17 protein-coding genes and 1 pseudogene are annotated in these 19646 nt (G+C 32.5%); 9 read left to right on the forward strand and 9 right to left on the reverse strand.

Annotated elements, in window-relative coordinates:
- The 4 genes and pseudogenes from ACIQ11_RS02705 to aspS all read right to left on the reverse strand — a co-directional run.
- A pseudogene (locus ACIQ11_RS02705) lies at window positions 1–170 on the reverse strand (NADH-quinone oxidoreductase subunit B); the annotation flags it as partial.
- Between the two features lie 13 nt (window positions 171–183).
- Window positions 184–549 carry an NADH-quinone oxidoreductase subunit A gene (locus ACIQ11_RS02710; protein ID WP_353077811.1) on the reverse strand — a complete coding sequence of 122 codons (366 nt, stop codon included), beginning with the start codon at window positions 547–549 and terminating at the stop codon, window positions 184–186.
- A 177-nt stretch (window positions 550–726) separates the two neighbouring features.
- Window positions 727–927: a cold-shock protein gene (locus tag ACIQ11_RS02715; protein WP_091310371.1), complete on the reverse strand. Its 201-nt coding sequence runs from the start codon at window positions 925–927 to the stop codon at window positions 727–729.
- 72 nt (window positions 928–999) lie between these two features.
- Window positions 1000–2754, reverse strand: a complete 1755-nt coding sequence (gene aspS, locus ACIQ11_RS02720; protein ID WP_396152570.1) for an aspartate--tRNA ligase — start codon at window positions 2752–2754, stop codon at window positions 1000–1002.
- Window positions 2755–2888: 134 nt separating this feature from the next.
- Between aspS and ACIQ11_RS02725 the strand changes: the two genes are divergently transcribed.
- From ACIQ11_RS02725 to ACIQ11_RS02750, 6 genes are all read left to right on the forward strand, one after another.
- Complete coding sequence (locus ACIQ11_RS02725; protein ID WP_396152572.1) at window positions 2889–3884, forward strand: TlpA family protein disulfide reductase; 996 nt, start codon at window positions 2889–2891, stop codon at window positions 3882–3884.
- A 115-nt stretch (window positions 3885–3999) separates the two neighbouring features.
- Window positions 4000–4989 (forward strand): aspartate-semialdehyde dehydrogenase, encoded by a 990-nt coding sequence (locus ACIQ11_RS02730; protein ID WP_396152574.1) that lies wholly within the window; start codon window positions 4000–4002, stop codon window positions 4987–4989.
- Entirely contained in the window at window positions 4989–5321 is a 333-nt protein-coding gene (locus ACIQ11_RS02735) for a hypothetical protein (protein ID WP_396152576.1), read from the forward strand. Before ACIQ11_RS02730 ends, ACIQ11_RS02735 begins: the two co-directional genes overlap by 1 nt.
- A gap of 57 nt (window positions 5322–5378) precedes the next feature.
- Window positions 5379–7757, forward strand: coding sequence for a TonB-dependent receptor domain-containing protein (locus ACIQ11_RS02740; protein WP_396152578.1), 2379 nt, complete (start codon window positions 5379–5381; stop codon window positions 7755–7757).
- Between the two features lie 8 nt (window positions 7758–7765).
- Window positions 7766–8326 (forward strand): type 1 periplasmic binding fold superfamily protein, encoded by a 561-nt coding sequence (locus ACIQ11_RS02745; RefSeq protein ID WP_396152580.1) that lies wholly within the window; start codon window positions 7766–7768, stop codon window positions 8324–8326.
- 119 nt (window positions 8327–8445) lie between these two features.
- Entirely contained in the window at window positions 8446–10497 is a 2052-nt protein-coding gene (locus ACIQ11_RS02750; protein ID WP_396152599.1) for a prolyl oligopeptidase family protein, read from the forward strand.
- Window positions 10498–10534: 37 nt separating this feature from the next.
- Here ACIQ11_RS02750 and ACIQ11_RS02755 read toward each other — a convergent pair whose 3' ends face one another.
- From ACIQ11_RS02755 to ACIQ11_RS02765, 3 genes are read right to left on the reverse strand one after another with little or no spacing between them, the layout of a single operon-like run.
- Entirely contained in the window at window positions 10535–11353 is an 819-nt protein-coding gene (locus tag ACIQ11_RS02755; protein ID WP_396152582.1) for an SDR family NAD(P)-dependent oxidoreductase, read from the reverse strand.
- A 12-nt stretch (window positions 11354–11365) separates the two neighbouring features.
- Window positions 11366–12091 (reverse strand): monofunctional biosynthetic peptidoglycan transglycosylase, encoded by a 726-nt coding sequence (gene mtgA / locus ACIQ11_RS02760; RefSeq protein ID WP_396152584.1) that lies wholly within the window; start codon window positions 12089–12091, stop codon window positions 11366–11368.
- 1 nt (window position 12092) lies between these two features.
- Complete coding sequence (locus tag ACIQ11_RS02765; RefSeq protein ID WP_396152586.1) at window positions 12093–13205, reverse strand: NAD(P)/FAD-dependent oxidoreductase; 1113 nt, start codon at window positions 13203–13205, stop codon at window positions 12093–12095.
- A 305-nt stretch (window positions 13206–13510) separates the two neighbouring features.
- Between ACIQ11_RS02765 and ACIQ11_RS02770 the strand changes: the two genes are divergently transcribed.
- The gene (locus ACIQ11_RS02770; RefSeq protein WP_396152589.1) at window positions 13511–14326 is read left to right on the forward strand and encodes an ankyrin repeat domain-containing protein; all 816 of its coding nucleotides are present in this window, start codon (window positions 13511–13513) and stop codon (window positions 14324–14326) included.
- Between the two features lie 26 nt (window positions 14327–14352).
- Here ACIQ11_RS02770 and ACIQ11_RS02775 read toward each other — a convergent pair whose 3' ends face one another.
- Both ACIQ11_RS02775 and ACIQ11_RS02780 read right to left on the reverse strand, forming a co-directional pair.
- Complete coding sequence (locus ACIQ11_RS02775) at window positions 14353–15090, reverse strand: DedA family protein (protein ID WP_396152591.1); 738 nt, start codon at window positions 15088–15090, stop codon at window positions 14353–14355.
- 35 nt (window positions 15091–15125) lie between these two features.
- Complete coding sequence (locus tag ACIQ11_RS02780) at window positions 15126–16376, reverse strand: dicarboxylate/amino acid:cation symporter (RefSeq protein WP_396152593.1); 1251 nt, start codon at window positions 16374–16376, stop codon at window positions 15126–15128.
- A gap of 84 nt (window positions 16377–16460) precedes the next feature.
- On the opposite strand from ACIQ11_RS02780, the gene ACIQ11_RS02785 reads away from it, so the two are divergent.
- Together ACIQ11_RS02785 and ACIQ11_RS02790 are read left to right on the forward strand one after the other, a co-directional pair.
- Entirely contained in the window at window positions 16461–18374 is a 1914-nt protein-coding gene (locus ACIQ11_RS02785) for a S9 family peptidase (protein WP_396152595.1), read from the forward strand.
- Window positions 18375–18519: 145 nt separating this feature from the next.
- The coding region (locus ACIQ11_RS02790; RefSeq protein WP_396152597.1) for an NAD(P)/FAD-dependent oxidoreductase at window positions 18520–19646 on the forward strand (1127 nt) is incomplete at its 3' end.

The following is a 19646-nucleotide window of genomic DNA, read 5'->3' on the forward strand; positions in this document are numbered from 1 at the left end:
GATGCCATTGTAGCCATAAATTCGATACCGCAACACGAAGTAGCAAATGGTAATGGCCATAATGAATTAGCACGAGCCAAACCAACAACTTGGTCTAATTTCGTTGCGAAGAAACCTTCACCAGCGTGTCCTTCTGGAGCATCAACCATATTTACTTTATTCTTTTCCATACATTTTAATTTGTTATTCCCAAACTAATGCTTTCTTCTTAATTACATAGAAGAAACCGATTAGTAATAAAGTCATAAAAACAATCATCTTAATTAGTCCCTCAGTACCTAATTCTTTGAAATTTACTGCCCAAGGATACATAAAAATAACTTCCACATCAAACAAAACGAATAAAATAGCGACTAAGAAATATTTTACAGAAAATGGAATACGTGCGTTTCCAACAGATTCAATTCCGCATTCGAAACTTTTATCTTTGTTTGCAGATGATCTTTTTGGACCTAATAAGCTTGAGCCAAAAATTGTTAAAGCAACAAACCCTACAGCAAGAAGTACTTGCATTAGAATAGGTATAAAATCTATTTGAGAATTTTGCATTTTAATGTTATTTTTAAAATAGCCACAAAATTAATTTGTATTGCGGTATTATCAAAATTTAAACCACATTAAGAATGCCAATTTTATTAAAATGATTACATTTATAATCATTCTAAATAAGAAAATAAAGCATAAAAAAACGCTCCGTTATCGGGAGCGTTTTTAGAGGGTAATAAATTAATCGTTTAATATTACAACGTTTGTTGCTACAATTCCTTTTCTTCCTTCTTCTTCTTCGTAACTAACACGGTCTCCTTCGTTTAAGTTTTCAACCTTGATTCCTGTAGCGTGAACAAAAATGTCCTTACCTGTATCTTCGTTAGTGATGAAACCAAAACCTTTAGTTTCATTGAAGAATTTTACTGTTCCTGTTTGCATTATATGCGTATTTAATTATTAATAATGAGCAAATATATAAATTAATTTAACACAAGCAAGAAAATTGTGTTTTTATTTTGAAATATTTATTTTTATATGTAATTCATCTAATTGTTTTTCGTCGATTATAGAAGGCGCGTCAATCATTACATCTCTTCCAGAATTATTTTTCGGGAAGGCAATAAAATCTCTAATAGTTTCTTGACCGCCAAGTATAGCTACTAATCTGTCTAATCCAAAGGCCAACCCGCCGTGTGGTGGTGCGCCAAATTGAAAGGCGTTCATTAGAAATCCAAATTGATTTTCTGCTTCTTCTTTTGTAAACCCTAATAATTCAAACATTCGTTCTTGTAAATTTCTATCGTGTATACGAATAGAACCTCCACCAATTTCGTTTCCGTTTAACACCATATCGTAGGCATTGGCTCTAATTTTACCAGGTTCGGTAGTAATTAAATGCATATCTTCTGGTTTTGGAGAAGTAAATGGGTGGTGCATCGCGTGATATCTTTCCGATTCTTCATCCCATTCTAATAATGGAAAATCTAACACCCAAAGTGGTGCAAATTCATCTGGATTTCTTAAACCTAAACGAGTCGCTAATTCCATACGTAAAGCAGAAAGTTGGGTTCTTGTTTTATCGGTATTTCCACATAAAACAAAAATCATATCTCCTGGTTTCGCACCAGTAATGTCTGCCCATTTTTTCAAATCTTCTTGATCGAAAAATTTATCTACAGATGATTTTAAGCTACCGTCTAATTCATATTTACAATAAATCATTCCGGTTGCTCCAATTTGTGGGCGTTTTACCCAATCAATTAACGCATCGATTTCTTTTCTGGTATATGCTGCACATCCAGGAGCTGCAATACCCACTACAAATTCTGCTGCATTAAATACGGGAAAATCTTTATTTTTGGTTACTTCGTTTAACTCGCCAAATTCCATTCCAAAACGGATGTCTGGTTTGTCATTTCCATACGTTTTCATAGCGTAATCGTACGTAATACGTGGAAATTTGTCTATTTCAACACCTTTTACTTCTTTGAGCAAATGGCGTGTTAAGCCTTCAAACTGATTTAAAATATCTTCTTGTTCTACGAAGGCCATTTCGCAGTCAATTTGAGTAAATTCGGGTTGTCTGTCTGCACGTAAATCTTCATCACGGAAACATTTTACAATTTGAAAATATTTATCCATTCCACCTACCATTAACAATTGCTTGAAGGTTTGTGGCGATTGTGGAAGTGCATAAAATTGTCCTTCATTCATTCTACTTGGCACTACGAAATCACGAGCACCTTCTGGAGTAGATTTTATTAAATAAGGCGTTTCAACTTCGCAAAAGCCTTCATTCGATAAATAATTTCGTACTTCTTGCGCCACTTTATGACGGAATAATAAACTGTTTTTTACAGGATTTCTACGAATATCTAAATAACGGTATTTCATTCGAATATCTTCACCGCCGTCTGTTTCATCTTCAATTGTAAATGGTGGTGTTAACGATTCATTCAAGATAGTCATTTCAGAAACTAAAATTTCAATGTCACCCGTTGGGATATTTTTATTTTTAGATTCTCGTTCAATTACAGTTCCTTTTACTTGAACCACAAATTCACGACCTAAAGATTTTGCAGCTTCAAAAATGGCTTTATCCGTTCTGGTTTCGTCTAAAATTAATTGCGTAATTCCATATCGATCACGCAAATCAATCCAAATCATAAATCCTTTATCACGTGTTTTTTGAACCCAACCCGCTAAGGTAACTTCTTGATTAATATGTGTAGCGTTAAGTTCACCACAATTATGACTTCTATACATTGTTATTTGTTTTTTGCAAAAGTATAATAATTTTAAATTTTATTTTAGTTTAACAATTAATAATCTTAACAATTTTTTGTATTTTATTTTTTTAATTCTGTTATATTTACACTTTATAAATTAAATTTTTCAAAATGACAAACCACAAAACATTTTTATTAGGCGTTGTAGCAGGTGTTTTTTCTTTAACAGCCAGTGCACAAGTTAAATTTTCAGCTAAAATTGCAAATAAACCAACAGATACCATTTATGTAAAATCAAGAGGTTTTAGCCAAATGATTGTGGCAGATAAAAAAGGTGATTTTAACGCAACTTTCAAAGTAACAGATGGAATGTTTAAACTTGAAGTTGATGAGCAATATGCAGATCTATATTTAACCAATACTACAGATATACAAGTTTCTTTAGATTATAAAGATTTTGATAATACCATTTCTTTTAAAGGAAAAGGAGCAAAAGAAAATATGTTTTTAGCGGCTGAAATGCTAAAACAAGCAGATCAAACTGCTTTTGAACCAATGATGAAAGCGGAAAACTTAGAAATTTTAACTTCTGAAGTGGCCAAATATAAAGAGACTATTTTTGCAGCGTTACCTAAAGATTTAGATGCTGGTTTTGTTGTTAAATATAAAGGAGATGTTGAAAAAGGTATGAAAGGTATGATAGATTATCTTTCTGCAGGTTTTGAATTAAAAAAATTAAACGGAACGCCTTCTCCAACTTTTAAATACGAAAATCATAAAGGTGGTGTTACGTCTTTAGAAGATTTAAAAGGAAAATTTGTATATGTTGATGTATGGGCAACTTGGTGTGGTCCTTGTCGTCAAGAAATTCCTTTTTTACAAAAAACTGAAGCGGCTTATCACGGTAAAAACATCGAATTTGTTAGTATTTCTGTTGACGAGCAAAAAAATCACGACAAATGGAGCAAATTTGTTACCGAGAAAAACTTAGGCGGTATTCAATTATTAGCAGATAAAGATTGGAAATCAGATTTTGTACAAGGCTATAAAATCAATGGCATTCCAAGATTTATTTTAATTAGCCCAGAAGGAAAAATTGTAAACGCAGATGCACCAAGACCTTCGTCACCTGAATTGGTAACTTTGTTAGATTCTTTGGTAAAATAAAATTTTTTAAAAACTGCTTACGGGCAGTTTTTTTATGATTAATACCTTTTTATATGAAAATTATTAGCAATAAGTTTTATACTTTTGCAGTGCTAAAATAATAAATGCAAAGATTATGAAAGTAGCCGTTGTTGGAGCCACTGGAATGGTGGGAGAAGTAATGCTTCAAATTTTAAAAGAAAGAAATTTTCCAGTTTCAGAATTAATTCCTGTTGCTTCAGAAAAATCTGTAGGTAAAGAAATTGAATTTAACGGAAAAACATATAAAGTTGTGGGTTTACAAACCGCAGTAGATATGAAAGCAGATATTGCTTTGTTTTCTGCTGGAGGAGAAACTTCTTTAGCTTGGGCGCCAAAATTTGCTGCTGCCGGTACAACAGTTATTGATAATTCTTCGGCTTGGAGAATGGATGAAACTAAGAAATTAGTTGTTCCAGAAATCAATGCTGATATCTTAACTGCTGAGGACAAGATTATTCCAAATGCAAATTGTTCTACGATACAATTAGTAATGGCTTTAGCGCCATTGCATAAAAAATATAAAATTAAACGCATTATCGTTTCTACCTATCAATCCATTACCGGAACAGGAGTAAAAGGCGTGCAACAATTAGAAAACGAATATGCCGGTGTTAAAGGCGAAATGGCTTATAAATACCAAATTCATAGAAATGCGATTCCTCAATGTGATTTGTTTGAAGAAAACGATTACACGAAAGAAGAAATGAAATTGGTTCGTGAAACGCAAAAAATCTTAAATGATAAAAACATTGGTGTTACGGCTACTGCAGTAAGAATTCCAGTAGTTGGTGGTCATAGTGAAGCGGTTAACGTGGAGTTTTATTCAGATTTTGATGTAAATGAAGTTCGTACCCTTTTACACAATACACCGGGAATTACAGTTCAAGATAATTTAGATACATTTACCTATCCAATGCCGTTTTACGCAGAAGGTAAAGATGATGTTTTTGTAGGTCGTATTCGTAGAGATGAAAGCCAACCAAACACATTGAATATGTGGATTGTTGCTGATAATTTACGCAAAGGTGCCGCAACAAATACCGTACAAATAGCCGAATATTTAGTTGCGAATAAATTGATATAATGCAAAAAAAATATGTAAAATTTAACGTGCTGATGGCATTGGTGCTACTTTTTGCCATATGCTATCAGTCGTTACATATTTTTACAGATGAAGCCCATCATTTGAATGATGAGGTTACTCAAGAAAACACTTCTAAAATCCACTTTTCAAAAGGAAATCATAACGATTGTCCGGTTTGTGATTATGAATTTGCTGCCTTTTTAGCGGAAGCTTTTTTTACTTATGATTTTATAAATCCCAATCATACCTTTCATTATTCTTCTGTTTACGAATCCTTCGTAAAAGAAAATGAATTTTTATATTTTTCCTATCGAGGTCCACCTGTAGTTTAATATTTTAGAATAAAAGCCCTTCTATACGGGCTTGTTTGTAAATTTAAACTAATAAAAATGCGATTTATTTTTAGCTTTTTATTTGGTTTAGTTTCCCTTTTTGCATACTCTCAGTTTCAAGTTTCTGGTAAAGTTGTAAATAAGTTTAACGAACCAATGGAAAACATTCATGTACACACACACGGTAAAACAACTTCTACAGATGTAAATGGTAATTACACCATTTATAATTTGAAGGAAGGAAACCATGTTATTGAATTTTCTTTTTCAGGATACTTATCTTTTAAACAGAAGTATTTTTTAAAAAGTAATTTGATAATCAATGCTGTTATGATAATAAACGAAACCCAAATTGAAGAAGTTGCCATACAATCAAAAAATTCAAATGTAACCAAATCACAAAAAGAAAATGTGATTTCAAAAAGTACTATTGAAAGATATGGTAGTCAAAATTTAGGTGATGTTTTAAAAGAAATTGCAGGTGTTAGTGCTTTAAAAACAGGAAATTCAATTGTAAAGCCTATTATTAATGGTTTGCATAGTAATAGAGTGGTGACTTTAAATCATGGGATTCGTATTGAAGATCAACAATGGGGTATCGAACATGCTCCAAATATTGATATCAATTCCATTCAAAAAATTAAAGTTATAAAAGGTTCTGCGGCATTACAATATGGAGGTGATGCCATTGGTGGTGTAGTATTACTAGAACCCAATCTGATTAAAACGGATACGTTAATTGGTAAAACAATGTTTTCGTTACATTCTAATGGAAGAGGCGGAAGTGCGGCGACTAGTTTGTTTCGAACTAAAGAAAAAGGTTTAAATTGGAATTTTAATGCTTCAATGAAATATTTTGGCGACAGAGAAACTAAAAATTATGTTTTGAGTAATTCAGGAAATAGAGAACAAAATTTTTCTGGTGGATTATCGTATCAATTAGCAAAACATTCTATGTCTATGTATTATAGTTTGTATAATTCTCAAGTAGGAATTTTAAAAGCTTCTCATATTGGTAATACTAACGATTTGTACAATGCAATTGTGAATTTTCAACCAGCAGTTATTGAGGATTTTACCTATAATTTAGCGCATCCAAAACAGGAAGCTACACATCATTTTTTGAAGTTTCAAGATCATATTTCTTTAACTGATTTTTCAAGTTTAGATGTAGTGTATTCTTTTCAATGGAATAACAGAAAAGAATTTGATGTTAGAAGAAACAGTCAAAATACCAATGCGGCTTTAGATTTAGATTTGAAAACACATATTTTTAAAGTAGATTTTCAAACGCAAAAAGGAAAATTTGAACTTAAAAATGGAGTGAATTTGTTTTTGCAAAATAATGAAGCTAATCCGTTTACAGGTGTTCGACCTTTAATTCCAACTTTTTCTAAGAACGAAATTGGTTTTTATGGGGTTACTAATTATAATTTCAGTGAAACTTTAGTTTTTGAGTTAGGCGGAAGACTAGATTTCAGTACTATTGAAGCGTCAAAATATTATTTAAAATCAAGATGGAATGAACGTAACTACGATGAAGAATTTAGTTCTTTTATTCAAAGTGAAGTAGGAAATCAGTATTTCACAAAACCAAAATTTAATTATGTTAATTTTTCTGGTAATATTGGATTTAAGAAAACGTTTCATCACGATTATGTTTGGTATTTTAATATGAACTTCGCATCAAGAAATCCAAATGTTTCGGAGTTGTTTAGTGACGGTTTACATCATTCTAACGGACAAATTGAATTAGGTGATATGAAAATCCAGCAAGAAAAATCGTTTAAAATCGCCTCAACAATTATAAAATTTTGGCAGAAAACTGGTTTTGAAATTCAACCATATTTTAATTTTATAAACGATTTTATTTTTTTAAAGCCTATTGGTTTTGAAACTACCATTAGAGGCGCTTTTCCCGTTTGGTCTTTTCAGCAAACCAATGCTGTTTTATCTGGAATAGATATTGCTTTTAATGCTGTTATTTTAAAAAAATGGTCGTATAATTTAGGGGCTGCCTATGTGAATGGCTGGGATGCATCTAACCACAAATATTTAATAGATGTACCACCTTTAAAAATTATGAATGGTTTCAAATGGCATGAAAAAAATTGGTGCAATTTTAAAGCGGAAGTAAAAAATGAATGGGTTTTTACTCAAAATCAATTTCCTAATTATAATTTTTCAGCTAATATTATTCAAAATAATCAATTAGTTGCTATAGAAGTTCCTATTAGTGAACCGCCAAAAGGTTATAATTTATGGCATTTTTATTCGGAAATACAATTTGAAACCTCTAAAAAAACCAATTTAGTTATCGCATTTAGTATAGATAATTTAACAAACGAAGCGTATAGAGATTACCTTAATAGACAACGTTTTTTTGTTGACGAAATGGGTAGAAATTTTCAAGTACAAATAAAATTTAATTATTAAAACAAATTATGAAAAATTTAAAAAATATCAGTTTAGCTTTATTAGGATTATTAGTAATTTCATGTAACAATGATGAGGTCGTTGTGCCACCAGTTACTAATGAAGAAGAATTAATTACAACGGTAAAAGTAACTTTAACTAATGGTAGTAATTCTATTGTTTTACAATCTAAAGATTTAGATGGAGATGGGCCAAATGCGCCAGTTGTAACTGTAGTTGGAAATATATTAGCGAATACTACCTATGTGGGTTCCGTACAATTTTTAAATGAAAGTGTAAATCCAGCAGATAACATTACCGAAGAGATTTTAGCAGAAGACGAAGACCATCAAATTTTTTATCAGTTATCTTCTGGATTAGGTACAATTACATATACGGATAACGATTCAAATAATAAACCAGTTGGTTTAGGTTTTACTTATCAAACTAATGCTGTGGGAACAGGGAATTTAGTTGTTACTTTGAGACATTTGCCAAGTAAATCCGCTCCCGGTGTAGCTTCTGGAAATATTGCCAATGCAGGGGGAAGTACCGATGCTGAAGTAACTTTACCAATCACAATACAATAATATTGTTTAATGTAAAAGTCCCGAATTTATTCGGGATTTTTTATAATTGTAACTTAATAAAAAATAAAAATATGAAAGCAATATTTATTTTTACAACTTTAATTTTCTCATTCGGTAGTATGGCTCAAAATAAAATCACCTATCCTGAAACGAAAAAAATCGGCCACATTGACACCTATTTTGGTGAAAAAATCAACGACCCTTATCGTTGGTTAGAAGACGACCGAAGTGCCGAAACCGAAGCTTGGGTAAAAGCTCAAAATGTAGTAACCTATGATTATTTAGCCCAAATTCCTTACCGAAATCAGCTTAAAACGAGAATGGAACAATTATGGAATTATGAAAAAATTTCGGCGCCATTTAAAGAAGGTGATTTTACCTATTATTATAAAAATAATGGGCTTCAAAATCAATCGGTGTTATATCGAAAAGATAAAAATGGAAAAGAAGAACTTTTTTTAGATCCTAATACTTTTTCTAAAGATGGAACCACTTCTTTAGGCGGAATTGATTTTAGTAAAGACGGAAGTTTAGTAGCTTATTCTATTTCTGAAGGAGGAAGCGATTGGCGAAAAGTTATTGTAATGGAAGCTAAAACTAAGAAAATTATTGGCGATACCATTGTGGATGTAAAGTTTAGTGGCGTGTCTTGGTACAAAAACGAAGGCTTTTACTATTCAAGTTACGACAAACCTGTAGGAAGTGAATTATCGGCAAAAACCGACCAACACAAATTGTATTATCACAAATTAAACACTTCGCAAAAAACAGATAAATTAATTTATGGTGGCGATGTAAAAAGAAGATATGTTGGCGGTGGCGTTTCGGAAGATGAAAACTATTTATTCATTACCGCTGCAAATTCAACCTCTGGAAACGAATTGTATTATTTAGATTTATCAAAACCAAACAGTAAAATCGTAACATTAATTGATAATTACGAAAACGACAATGATGTTTTAGACAACAAAGGATCGAAAATTTATTTGGTAACCAATTATAAAGCGCCAAACAAACGCGTGGTAACTTTTGATTTAGCAAATCCTGCTAAAGAAAATTGGAAAGATTGCATCGCAGAAACCAAAAATGTACTGTCGCCTAACACGGGAAGTGGTTATATTTTTGCAAGTTATATGAAAGACGCTGTTTCGTTCATCAAACAATATGATTACAACGGAAAATTAGTTAGAGATATTGAATTACCAGGTGTTGGAACGGCTGGAGGTTTTGGCGGAAAAGAAAAAGAAACTACCTTGTATTTTTCGTTTACGAATTATGTAACGCCAAATACCATTTATACATTTGATCCAAAAACAGGAAAATCTCAAATATATCAACAACCTAAAGTCGATTTCAATTCGGCAAATTACGAATCGAAACAAGTGTTTTACACATCTAAAGATGGTACAAAAGTTCCAATGATTATTACCTATAAAAAAGGAACATTGTTAAACGGAAAAAACCCTACAATTTTATATGGTTATGGTGGATTTAATGTAAGTTTAACTCCTGCATTTAGTATATCAAATGCAGTTTGGTTAGAAAATGGAGGTGTTTACGCTGTCGCGAATTTACGCGGAGGTGGCGAATATGGAAAAGAATGGCACGATGCCGGAACCCAATTTAAAAAACAAAACGTATTTGATGATTTCATTGCTGCAGCTGATTATCTAATTAAAGAAAACTATACCTCATCTGATTATTTAGCCATAAAAGGCGGTTCTAATGGTGGATTATTAGTAGGTGCTGTAATGACGCAACGTCCTGATTTAATAAAGGTGGCATTACCTGCAGTAGGTGTTTTAGATATGTTACGTTATCATACATTTACCGCTGGTGCTGGTTGGGCTTACGACTATGGAACAGCTGAACAAAGTGCCGAAATGTTTGAATACATTAAAGGGTATTCGCCTGTACATAATGTAAAAGCGGGAATAAATTATCCTGCTACTTTAGTGACTACTGGCGATCACGATGACCGAGTAGTGCCAGCACATAGTTTCAAGTTTGCAGCCGAGTTACAAGCGAAACAAACAGGAGACAATCCAGTGTTAATTCGTATTGAAGTAAACGCAGGGCATGGAGCTGGAAAATCAGTAGCATCAACCATTCAAGAAAATGTAGATATGCAAGTATTTACGTTGTTCAATATGGGAATCAAAAAAATATAAATAGAACAAGCCCTTTAGAACTTCCTGAAGGGCTTTTTTATTTATTCAAAGTGAATTTTCTAATGATATAGTTAAATATTTTGTAACCCAATACACGTCTTAAAATTCGCATTATATTGGCATCAAAACCTATTGTATATCTTCTGAAATTTTTATTTGGTTTTTCGGCAATTTTAAATAATTTTTCAACAATTTGTTGCGGTAAATCTTCGTTTTTACCTGATTTATCCAAAAGTAATTTCGAAATTTTATCCATTAATTTATTGTAAGAAAAAATTTCTGTTGGCGCACATTTGGTTACATTTTTTTGAAATGAAGTTGGTGCGTTACCAAATTGTACTGTAGCTACACTGATATTAAAATCTACCAATTCATAAGCCATACATTCGGAAAAACTTTCTACTGCTTGTTTTGTCGAATGATAAAAATTTCCAAGTGGCAAATTTACTAAGCCCGCAACAGAAGTAATATTTATAAATTGGCCATATTTTTGTTGTCTAAATGCAGGTATAAAAGCCCGACACACTTTCACAACACCAAGCCAATTTACATTTACAATCGTATCAATTTTTGTGTCTTCAGAAAGTTCTACAAAACTTCTATAGCCCATTCCTGCATTATTAATAATCGTATCAATTTTAGGATGGTTTTCCAAAATAATTTTAGTAGCCGATGCAATGCTTTCCGAAGAAGTAACATCCATTTCGTAACAAAAAATCGAAGGAAAATCTTTAAAATCTTCCCCTTCAGAAAGATGAAGTAACGTAGCAATAACGGTCCAGTTATTTTTAGCGAAATACAATGAAGTTTGTTTGCCAATTCCTCCACCAGCACCAGTTATTAATACAGTTTTCATTTTTTATAGGTATTAATATTTTAATTTTGTCATTAAAATATAGCGTGCTATTTTGCTTTGTTTTCGACTAATGTATGCCGAACCATTCGGGCTAAATCGTCTCGGATTTGGTAATATTGCAGCAATTCCGGCGGCTTGCATTCGGGTTAAACTTTTACATTCTTTTTTGTACCAATGTTGCGTTGCGGCCTCTGCACCATAAATGCCGTCGCCCATTTCAATACTATTTAGGTACACTTCAAGTATGCGCTCTTTCCCCCAAATTAATTCAATTAATACCGTATAATAGGCCTCTAATGCTTTTCGGAAATAACTTCTTCCTTGCCAAAGAAATACATTTTTTGCGGTTTGTTGTGTAATAGTACTTCCGCCTTTTAGTTTTTTACCTTTAAAATTTCCCACAGCCGCTTTTTGCATCGCAGAAAAATCCAAACCATAATGTTCAAAAAATCTACCGTCTTCACTGGCTATAACTGCTTTTTGTAAATTTTTAGAAATATTTTCTAACGGTACCCAATGGTGCTTGGTTTCAATATTTTTCCCTGCAGATTTATTTTCAAAATACCTGATTACCATAAGTGGCGTGTAGGGCACAGGCACAAATTTATAAAGCACTACAAAAAACAAACTAACGATATTGAACCATATAATTAGTTTCCAAAAGAAACGCATTATATGACTGAAAAATCCTTTTTTTCCAGTGCTTTTAGGTTTTATTGTTGTTTTGTTTGCTGCCATTTTATATTAAATCTGCTACTTCTTTTCCAATTAAACTGCCTATAGCTACGCCCATTCCGCCCATTCTAACGCCGCAATATACATTATTGCTTACTTGTTGAACAATTGGTTTTTTCGAATTTCCTATTCCCATAATACCACTCCATCTATGTTCAATTTCGAACGGAGTAGTAGGCAAAATTACATTTTTTAACAAATCTTCCAAGTGATTTTGAATTTTTTCACTGGTTTCCAATGAAGTAGTAGTTTCGCTTTCAAAATCTAAGTTTCTTCCGCCACCCAACAGAATTCGGTTATTGATATTTCTAAAATACGAATACCCCTTATCTAAATGAAAAGTACCTTTGATGTGTAAATTAGCAATTGGTTTGGTAATTAAAACTTGCGCTCTTGCTGGTTTTACTTGATTTTTAGTTAAATCGGAAGCAAAACCATTTGTAGTAAAAATCAGTTTTTTGGTTTTAAAACTGACTTCATTTGTTACGACTTCAATTTCATCATTCAATTCCTCATATTGAGAAACAGTTTGATTATTTAGAATTAAAATATCGTGTAATGCGGCTTTTTTTAATAAGGCTTGCATCATATTTCCGGTGTCAATTTGACCTTCAAAAGAGTTAAAAATCAAATGTTCAAACGTGTTTTTAAAGTGGAAAGTATTGTTTACTTTGGCATACACATCCGATTTGAATAATGGACGAACGATATCATTTATAAATGGAATTTTGGAAACACAATCGCTATAAAACGCTTCGTCTTCTTTCAAAAACAATTCGTAACCGCCTAAAGGTTGATAATCAATCGCAGCATCACCTAAGTTATTACGAAGCAGTTCCAAACCAGCATAACGTTTTTGAATTAGTTGAATAACTTCTTCTTCAGTATGTGTTTTTAAATCGTCAATAATTTCGGAAACGCTTCCAAAACAAGCAAAACCAGCATTTTTGGTACTGGCGCCTTGAGGCAAAACACCTTTTTCTAAAAGTATAATTTTGGCTTTTGGAAACCGTTCTCTTAACCGAATAGCGGTATGTAAACCAACAATTCCGCTGCCTACTATGGTGAAATCCACGTTGGAGAACCAATTTTTTATTTCCCAATAGCTCAGTTGCATATTATATTTTCTTAAAAAAGTAAATGTAGTAAAATGTTTTAGATTGCAAAGGCATTCTTTTTTGATTTACTTTTTTATACTAAATCAATTGCCTTAGTAAATCAAAGTATTATTTATATTTTTATATATTTGAAAAAAGATAAATAATTAGTTAAACTAAAATAACCAACCTAAATGACTTATTTTAAGACGAGACATTGTGAAATCACGAGAAGGGATTCGCTCGATAGCTGGTGTCACTGTATAAACAATATCATAAAGAATTTTGGAGTTAATCCTGATGAATATAAGAAATAATGAAAGTAATGATTATAAAAATAGTATTCTCTTGTTTGTTGCTTTCTTGCTCAAACATCAATAGAGATAAACCAGTGGATAAACAAGGTTTAACGGGTAGTGATTACCGTCTTTTTCAAAATACACCAGCTTGGGATTTAGCTAAAGCGGTACAAGATGAAGATGAAAAGAAGATAAATGAAATAGTATCAAAAGACCCAAAGCTAATAAATTATCAAGAATCAAAATTTGGGAATACACTTTTGATTCTTACCATAACGAACCAGCAAATAAAACCATTTAAGTATTTGTTAGAAAAAAGTGCAGATGTAAATATTCATAATACATTTGATGGCACTTCGGCTATTATTAAGGCTTGTAATTCTAAATATTACGATATTACTTTTGCTCAAATGTTAGTTGAATATGGTGCTAATGTAAATGATGTTGAGACAGGAGAAAGAAGACAAGGTAATAGTACAAGACTTACACCTTTAATAGCAGCATCCAAAACAGGTAATTTATATTTGGTTAAATTTTTAGAATCAAAAGGTGTAGATGTTAATTACCAAAATGAATTTGGTCAATCGGCATTGAGTGCTTCTGTAATGATAAACAAGTATGAAATATCTTATTATTTATTGCAGAATGGGGCAGATTACAAACGTCCTATTTTTTATAGACCTGATTATTCTATTCCATTAGAAAAACAAGACCCGAACGACAAAGGAAAACCAATGTATTTATTAGATGTATTAAAAGAAAATGTTGCAGATGTTAATACAGACGAGTATAAATATAAAATGCTAATAATTGATTTTTTGAATAGCAAAGGGATATATTGAGGGGTAATGTATCAGATTTAGTGATGCTATTTTCTCGCTTTAATTGCTTTCATTACTAAAGGGAATGTGGTAACAGCCACTAAAATTAGTATGATTTTTTCGATGTGGTGTTTTAAATCAATATCAAATTTTTCTAAAAATAAGCCATATAAATAATGTCCTGCATACACCAAAATAAACGACCATAAAATAGAACTTAAAATATTATATAACATGAATTTGCTTTTTTTCATGTGTACAATACCAGCAATAATAGGTACAAAAGTTCTTACAATGGGTAAAAAACGTGCAAAAACAATTGCAATTCCCCCGTGTTTTTGAAAGAAGCTTTCGGAGTGATACAAATACTTTTTCTTAAAGAAAAAACCATCTTCTTTTTGATATAAGTTTTTCCCGTACACCGAACCAAACCAATAGCCAAAAATATTACCAATTATCCCTGAAAGTGCAATTAATGTAGCAATCACAAAAACGGGCGAATACCCTTGAGGTAAAAAAGTTAAAGGTTGCGCTAACGCTTCGCAATAAATTCCTGATAAAAACAGCAAACTATCACCTGGAAGAAAAAAGCCTATAAACAAACCGGTTTCGGCAAATACAATAAACAAAACCATATAAATTCCGATAGGAACACCACCTAATTCAAGGTTTATGTAAAATTCGGGATTAAATAGTTGGGTCCATGTAAATTCTTTATCAATTTCTTGGGCTTGTAATACTACGTTTAATTTTAATTTTTCAAGTAGGTATATGATGATTTTCATGGGTTTCAAATTTATTTTTTTAGCAAGAGTTAATATTAACTCTCGATTTCTTGTGAGGTTTCGTGTTTAGATTCCCATTTGTCAATTGCAGCTGTTGAAAGCGCGTTTCCTAATACGTTCGTCATACTTCTGGCCATATCGCAAAAATGGTCAATTGGCAAAATCAAAGCAATTCCTTCTGGTGGAATGCCAAACATAGCACAAGTGGCTACTACAACAATTAAAGAGGCTCTTGGCACACCGGCAACTCCTTTACTCGTTAACATCAACACTAAAAGCATCGTAAGCTGTTCAGGCAAACTCATTTCTATGCCATATACTTGCGCAATAAAAATACTGGCAAACGTCATGTACATCATACTTCCGTCAAGGTTAAAAGAATAACCTAGCGGCAATGTGAAAGACACAATTTTTGGTTGGCACCCAAAACGTTCTAACTCTTCTACCATTTTTGGAAAAACAGCTTCAGAACTTGTAGTAGAAAAGGCAATTAACAAAGGACTTTTAATACGCTGCAACAATACAAACAAACGCTTTCCTAAAATCACATAACCAACAGTTAATAGTATTAACCACAGTAATACTATCCCTACTAAAAACGCACCTAAATATTTGGCGTAAAGCGTAAATACTTCAAAACCGTGTTTAGCAATCGCACTTGCCACAGCACCTAAAACCCCTAATGGTGCTGTCCACATAATAAAAGTAACCATTTTTAAGATGACATGTGAAACCGAATCTAATAATTTAAGAATGGGTTTGGCTTCTTTCTTACTAAATGCCGCTAAAGCCACACCAAATAAGATAGAAAAAATTACTATTTGTAAGATTTCGTTAGTGGCTAAAGCTTCAAATAAACTTTTTGGAATAACATGTTTTACAAATTCTTCTAATGAAAATCCTTTTGAGTTTTCTAACAATTCAGAAGCGCTTGAAGCGTCATCTAATTTAATTGTGGTTCCTTTTCCAGGTTCAAAAAAATTCACTAAAACCATTCCTAATAACAAGGAAATTAAGGAAGCAGAAATAAACCAAGCCATAGCTTTTCCACCCACACGGCCAACCATTTTCATATCGCCCATTTTGGCAATTCCAACCACTAAAGTAGAAAACACTAAGGGTGCAATTATCATTTGAACCAATCGTATAAAAATGGTTCCAAGAAGTTTTATATTTTTTGAGAAGGTGTCAATGGCTTCAGGAAACTGATAATGTACAATTCCACCTAATGCAACACCAATAATAAGCGAAATGATAATTAATATAAAGAGTTTATTGTTTTTCATTTTTCATTTTTATTTTAGACCGTGAAAATAGTTATATTTTTTCAAAAAAGTGCTACTTTTAACCTCGTTTTAAATTTTAACAGTATGAAAAAATATATTTTTCTCATTTTCAGTGTACTAAGTATGAGTTCAAATGCGCAACAAATGATGACGCCAGAAAAGTTATGGCAATTAGGAAGAGTGACACCAATAGGAATTTCTAAAGACGGAAAGTCGCTTATATACAAAGTAGGTACGCCAAATATTCAAGAAAATAAAATAGTTTCTAAATATTATTCCGTTCCTGTTGGAGGAGGAAATACGGTTGCTTTAGATAAAATTGATGGTTTAGTTGCAGATAAAAGTATTTCGCCAAACGGACAAGAATATATAAGTGTCCAACAAGTAAAAGTTGAAAAAATATTGGGTTCTGACTTATATCCAAGTTTAACAAAAACATCTGCACAAGTATATGAAGGTTTAGATTATCGCCATTGGGATACTTGGAATAATGGCACACACAATCATTTGTTTGTAGGATTACTTGGTAAGCCAAACGAAAAAGTACTTGGGCCAATTGATATTATGCCAAATGAACCTTATGATGCACCTCAAAAACCATTTGGTGGTGATGAAGATTATGTTTGGTCACCCGATGGAAATAAAATCATTTATGTATGTAAGAAAAAAGCAGGAACAGCCTACGCAACAAGTACAAATACTGATTTATATGAGTACGATGTAGCGACAAAAACCACAAAAAATCTTACGGAGAAAAATTTAGGTTACGATACACATCCAACCTTTTCACCTCGAGGCGAATTGAGTTGGTTGCAAATGAAACGCGACGGTTTTGAAGCAGATAAAAATGACATTATCGTAAGAGTTCAAGGTTTTGATGTCAATTTAACTGCCAATTGGGACGGAACTGTTGAGAGCTTTGTATGGGCAAAAGAAGGAAATAAAGTCTATTTTATTGCGCCGATTTTAGGAACAAAACAACTTTTTGAAGTAAATCACGTTGGGTTAACTAAAATGTTTCCTGTAGTGACACAACTTACCGATGGCGATTTTGATGTAAACGGAATTGTAGGTTTTACGGGAAATTCTGTTTTAGTAACAAAAACCACTCATAATAGTGCTACAGAAGTGTTTTCGTACGATTTAAAAAAGAAATCTTGGAAACAAATTACGCACGTAAATGATGAAGCCTATTCGAAAATATCAGAATGTACTTCCGAAAAACGTTGGGTAACCACAACGGATGGCAAAAAAATGTTGGTTTGGGTAATTTTACCTCCAAATTTTGATAAAACAAAAAAATACCCAACTCTTTTATATTGTCAAGGAGGCCCTCAGAGTGCCTTAACGCAATATTATTCTTTTCGTTGGAATTTTCAACTTATGGCCTCACAAGGTTATATTGTTGTAGCGCCAAATAGAAGAGGTATGCCAGGTCACGGTGTAGAATGGAACGAACAAATTTCAGGAGATTGGGGCGGACAAGTAATGGACGATTATTTATCAGCCATTGATGATATTTCAAAAGAATCGTATGTAGATAAAACCAGAATTGGTGCTGTTGGTGCGAGTTATGGCGGCTATTCAGTATTTCAATTAGCCGGAATTCATAAAAACAGATTTAAAACTTTTATTTCGCATTGCGGCATTTTCAATACAGAAAGTATGTACGGAACCACAGAAGAAGTTTTCTTTACGAATTGGGATTCTGGTGGCGCATATTGGGAAAAAGACAATAAAACCGCACAAAAAACCTACAACGAGTTCAATCCTATTAAATTAGTAAACAATTGGAATACACCGATTTTAATTATTCAAGGAGGAAAAGATTACCGTGTGCCAATAGGACAAGGACAAGAAGCTTTTCAAGCGGCACAATTAAAAGGAATTAAAAGTAAATTTTTACTATTTCCTGATGAAAACCATTGGGTGCTACAACCTCAAAATGCTTTAGTTTGGCAAGGTGAATTTTTTAAATGGTTGAAAGAAACGTTGTAATAATGTGCCAATTAGGAAATGTGTCAATTATTCAATTATAAAAATTAATTTTAGACCTAACAGGTTTTTGAAACCTGTTAGGTCTTTAATCAAAGATAAGCAAGTAACAATTCTTACCTTTAATAGTAAATAAAGAAAACTTCAAATGCAACAATTCAACATCATAATTATAGGCGGTGGCGCAGCCGGTTTCTTCGCAGCGATAAATATTGCAGAAAAACATCCGCAACTTAGTGTGGCCATTCTCGAAAGAGGAAAAGAATGCCTAACTAAGGTTAAAATTTCTGGTGGTGGGCGTTGCAATGTCACACACGCGTGTTTTGTGCCAAACGATTTAGTCAAATTTTATCCGCGTGGTGAGAGAGAATTAAAAGGTCCTTTTTCTCAATTTTGTTCTGGCGATACGATTGATTGGTTCGAAAAAAGAGGTATTGAGTTAAAAATTGAAGAAGACGGAAGAATGTTCCCAATTACGGATAATTCTCAAACAATAATTGACTGTTTCGAAAAAGATGTAAAGAAATTAGGCATTAAAGTTTTTACCTCACAAAGTGTACAATCTTTATATTTCAATAAGGACGAACAATGGAAAATTGAAACCCAACACGATGTTTTTGTTGCAGATAAAATTGTAGTCGCAACAGGAAGCAATCCTAAAATTTGGGAAATGATGCATCAAATGGGACATCAAATTGTTGAACCCGTTCCTTCCTTATTTACATTTAACATTACCGATAAAAGAATTAAAGATTTAATGGGACTTTCGGCGCAAGCCAGTATTAAAATAAAAAATTCTAAATTAGCGTCATCAGGACCTTTATTAATTACACATTGGGGACTTTCAGGACCTGGAATTTTAAGGCTTTCCGCCTGGGGTGCTCGAGAATTGTTTGATAAAAAATATTGTTTTGCCCTGCTTGTAAATTGGTTGGATGAGCTATCTTTTGATGAAGCCATCGAACAATTAAAAGAAATTAAAGAAGAAAATAATAAAAAACTAATTGGTAAATTTTGCCCCTTTGATTTTCCAAAACGATTGTGGGAAAATATCGTAACTGCTTCAGATATTGCTTTAGATTATAAATGGGCTGAGGTAACCAACAAGCAAATAAATAGTTTAGCCAATCAGCTAACCCAAGCTGAATTTCAGGTAAACGGGAAAAGCACGTTTAAAGAAGAATTTGTAACCGCTGGCGGCATCGATTTAAAAGAAATTAATTTTAAAACGATGCAAAGTAAAATTTTACCAAAGGTTTATTTCGCTGGCGAAGT

The organism is Flavobacterium sp., from assembly GCF_044361065.1.
GTDB lineage: Bacteria > Bacteroidota > Bacteroidia > Flavobacteriales > Flavobacteriaceae > Flavobacterium.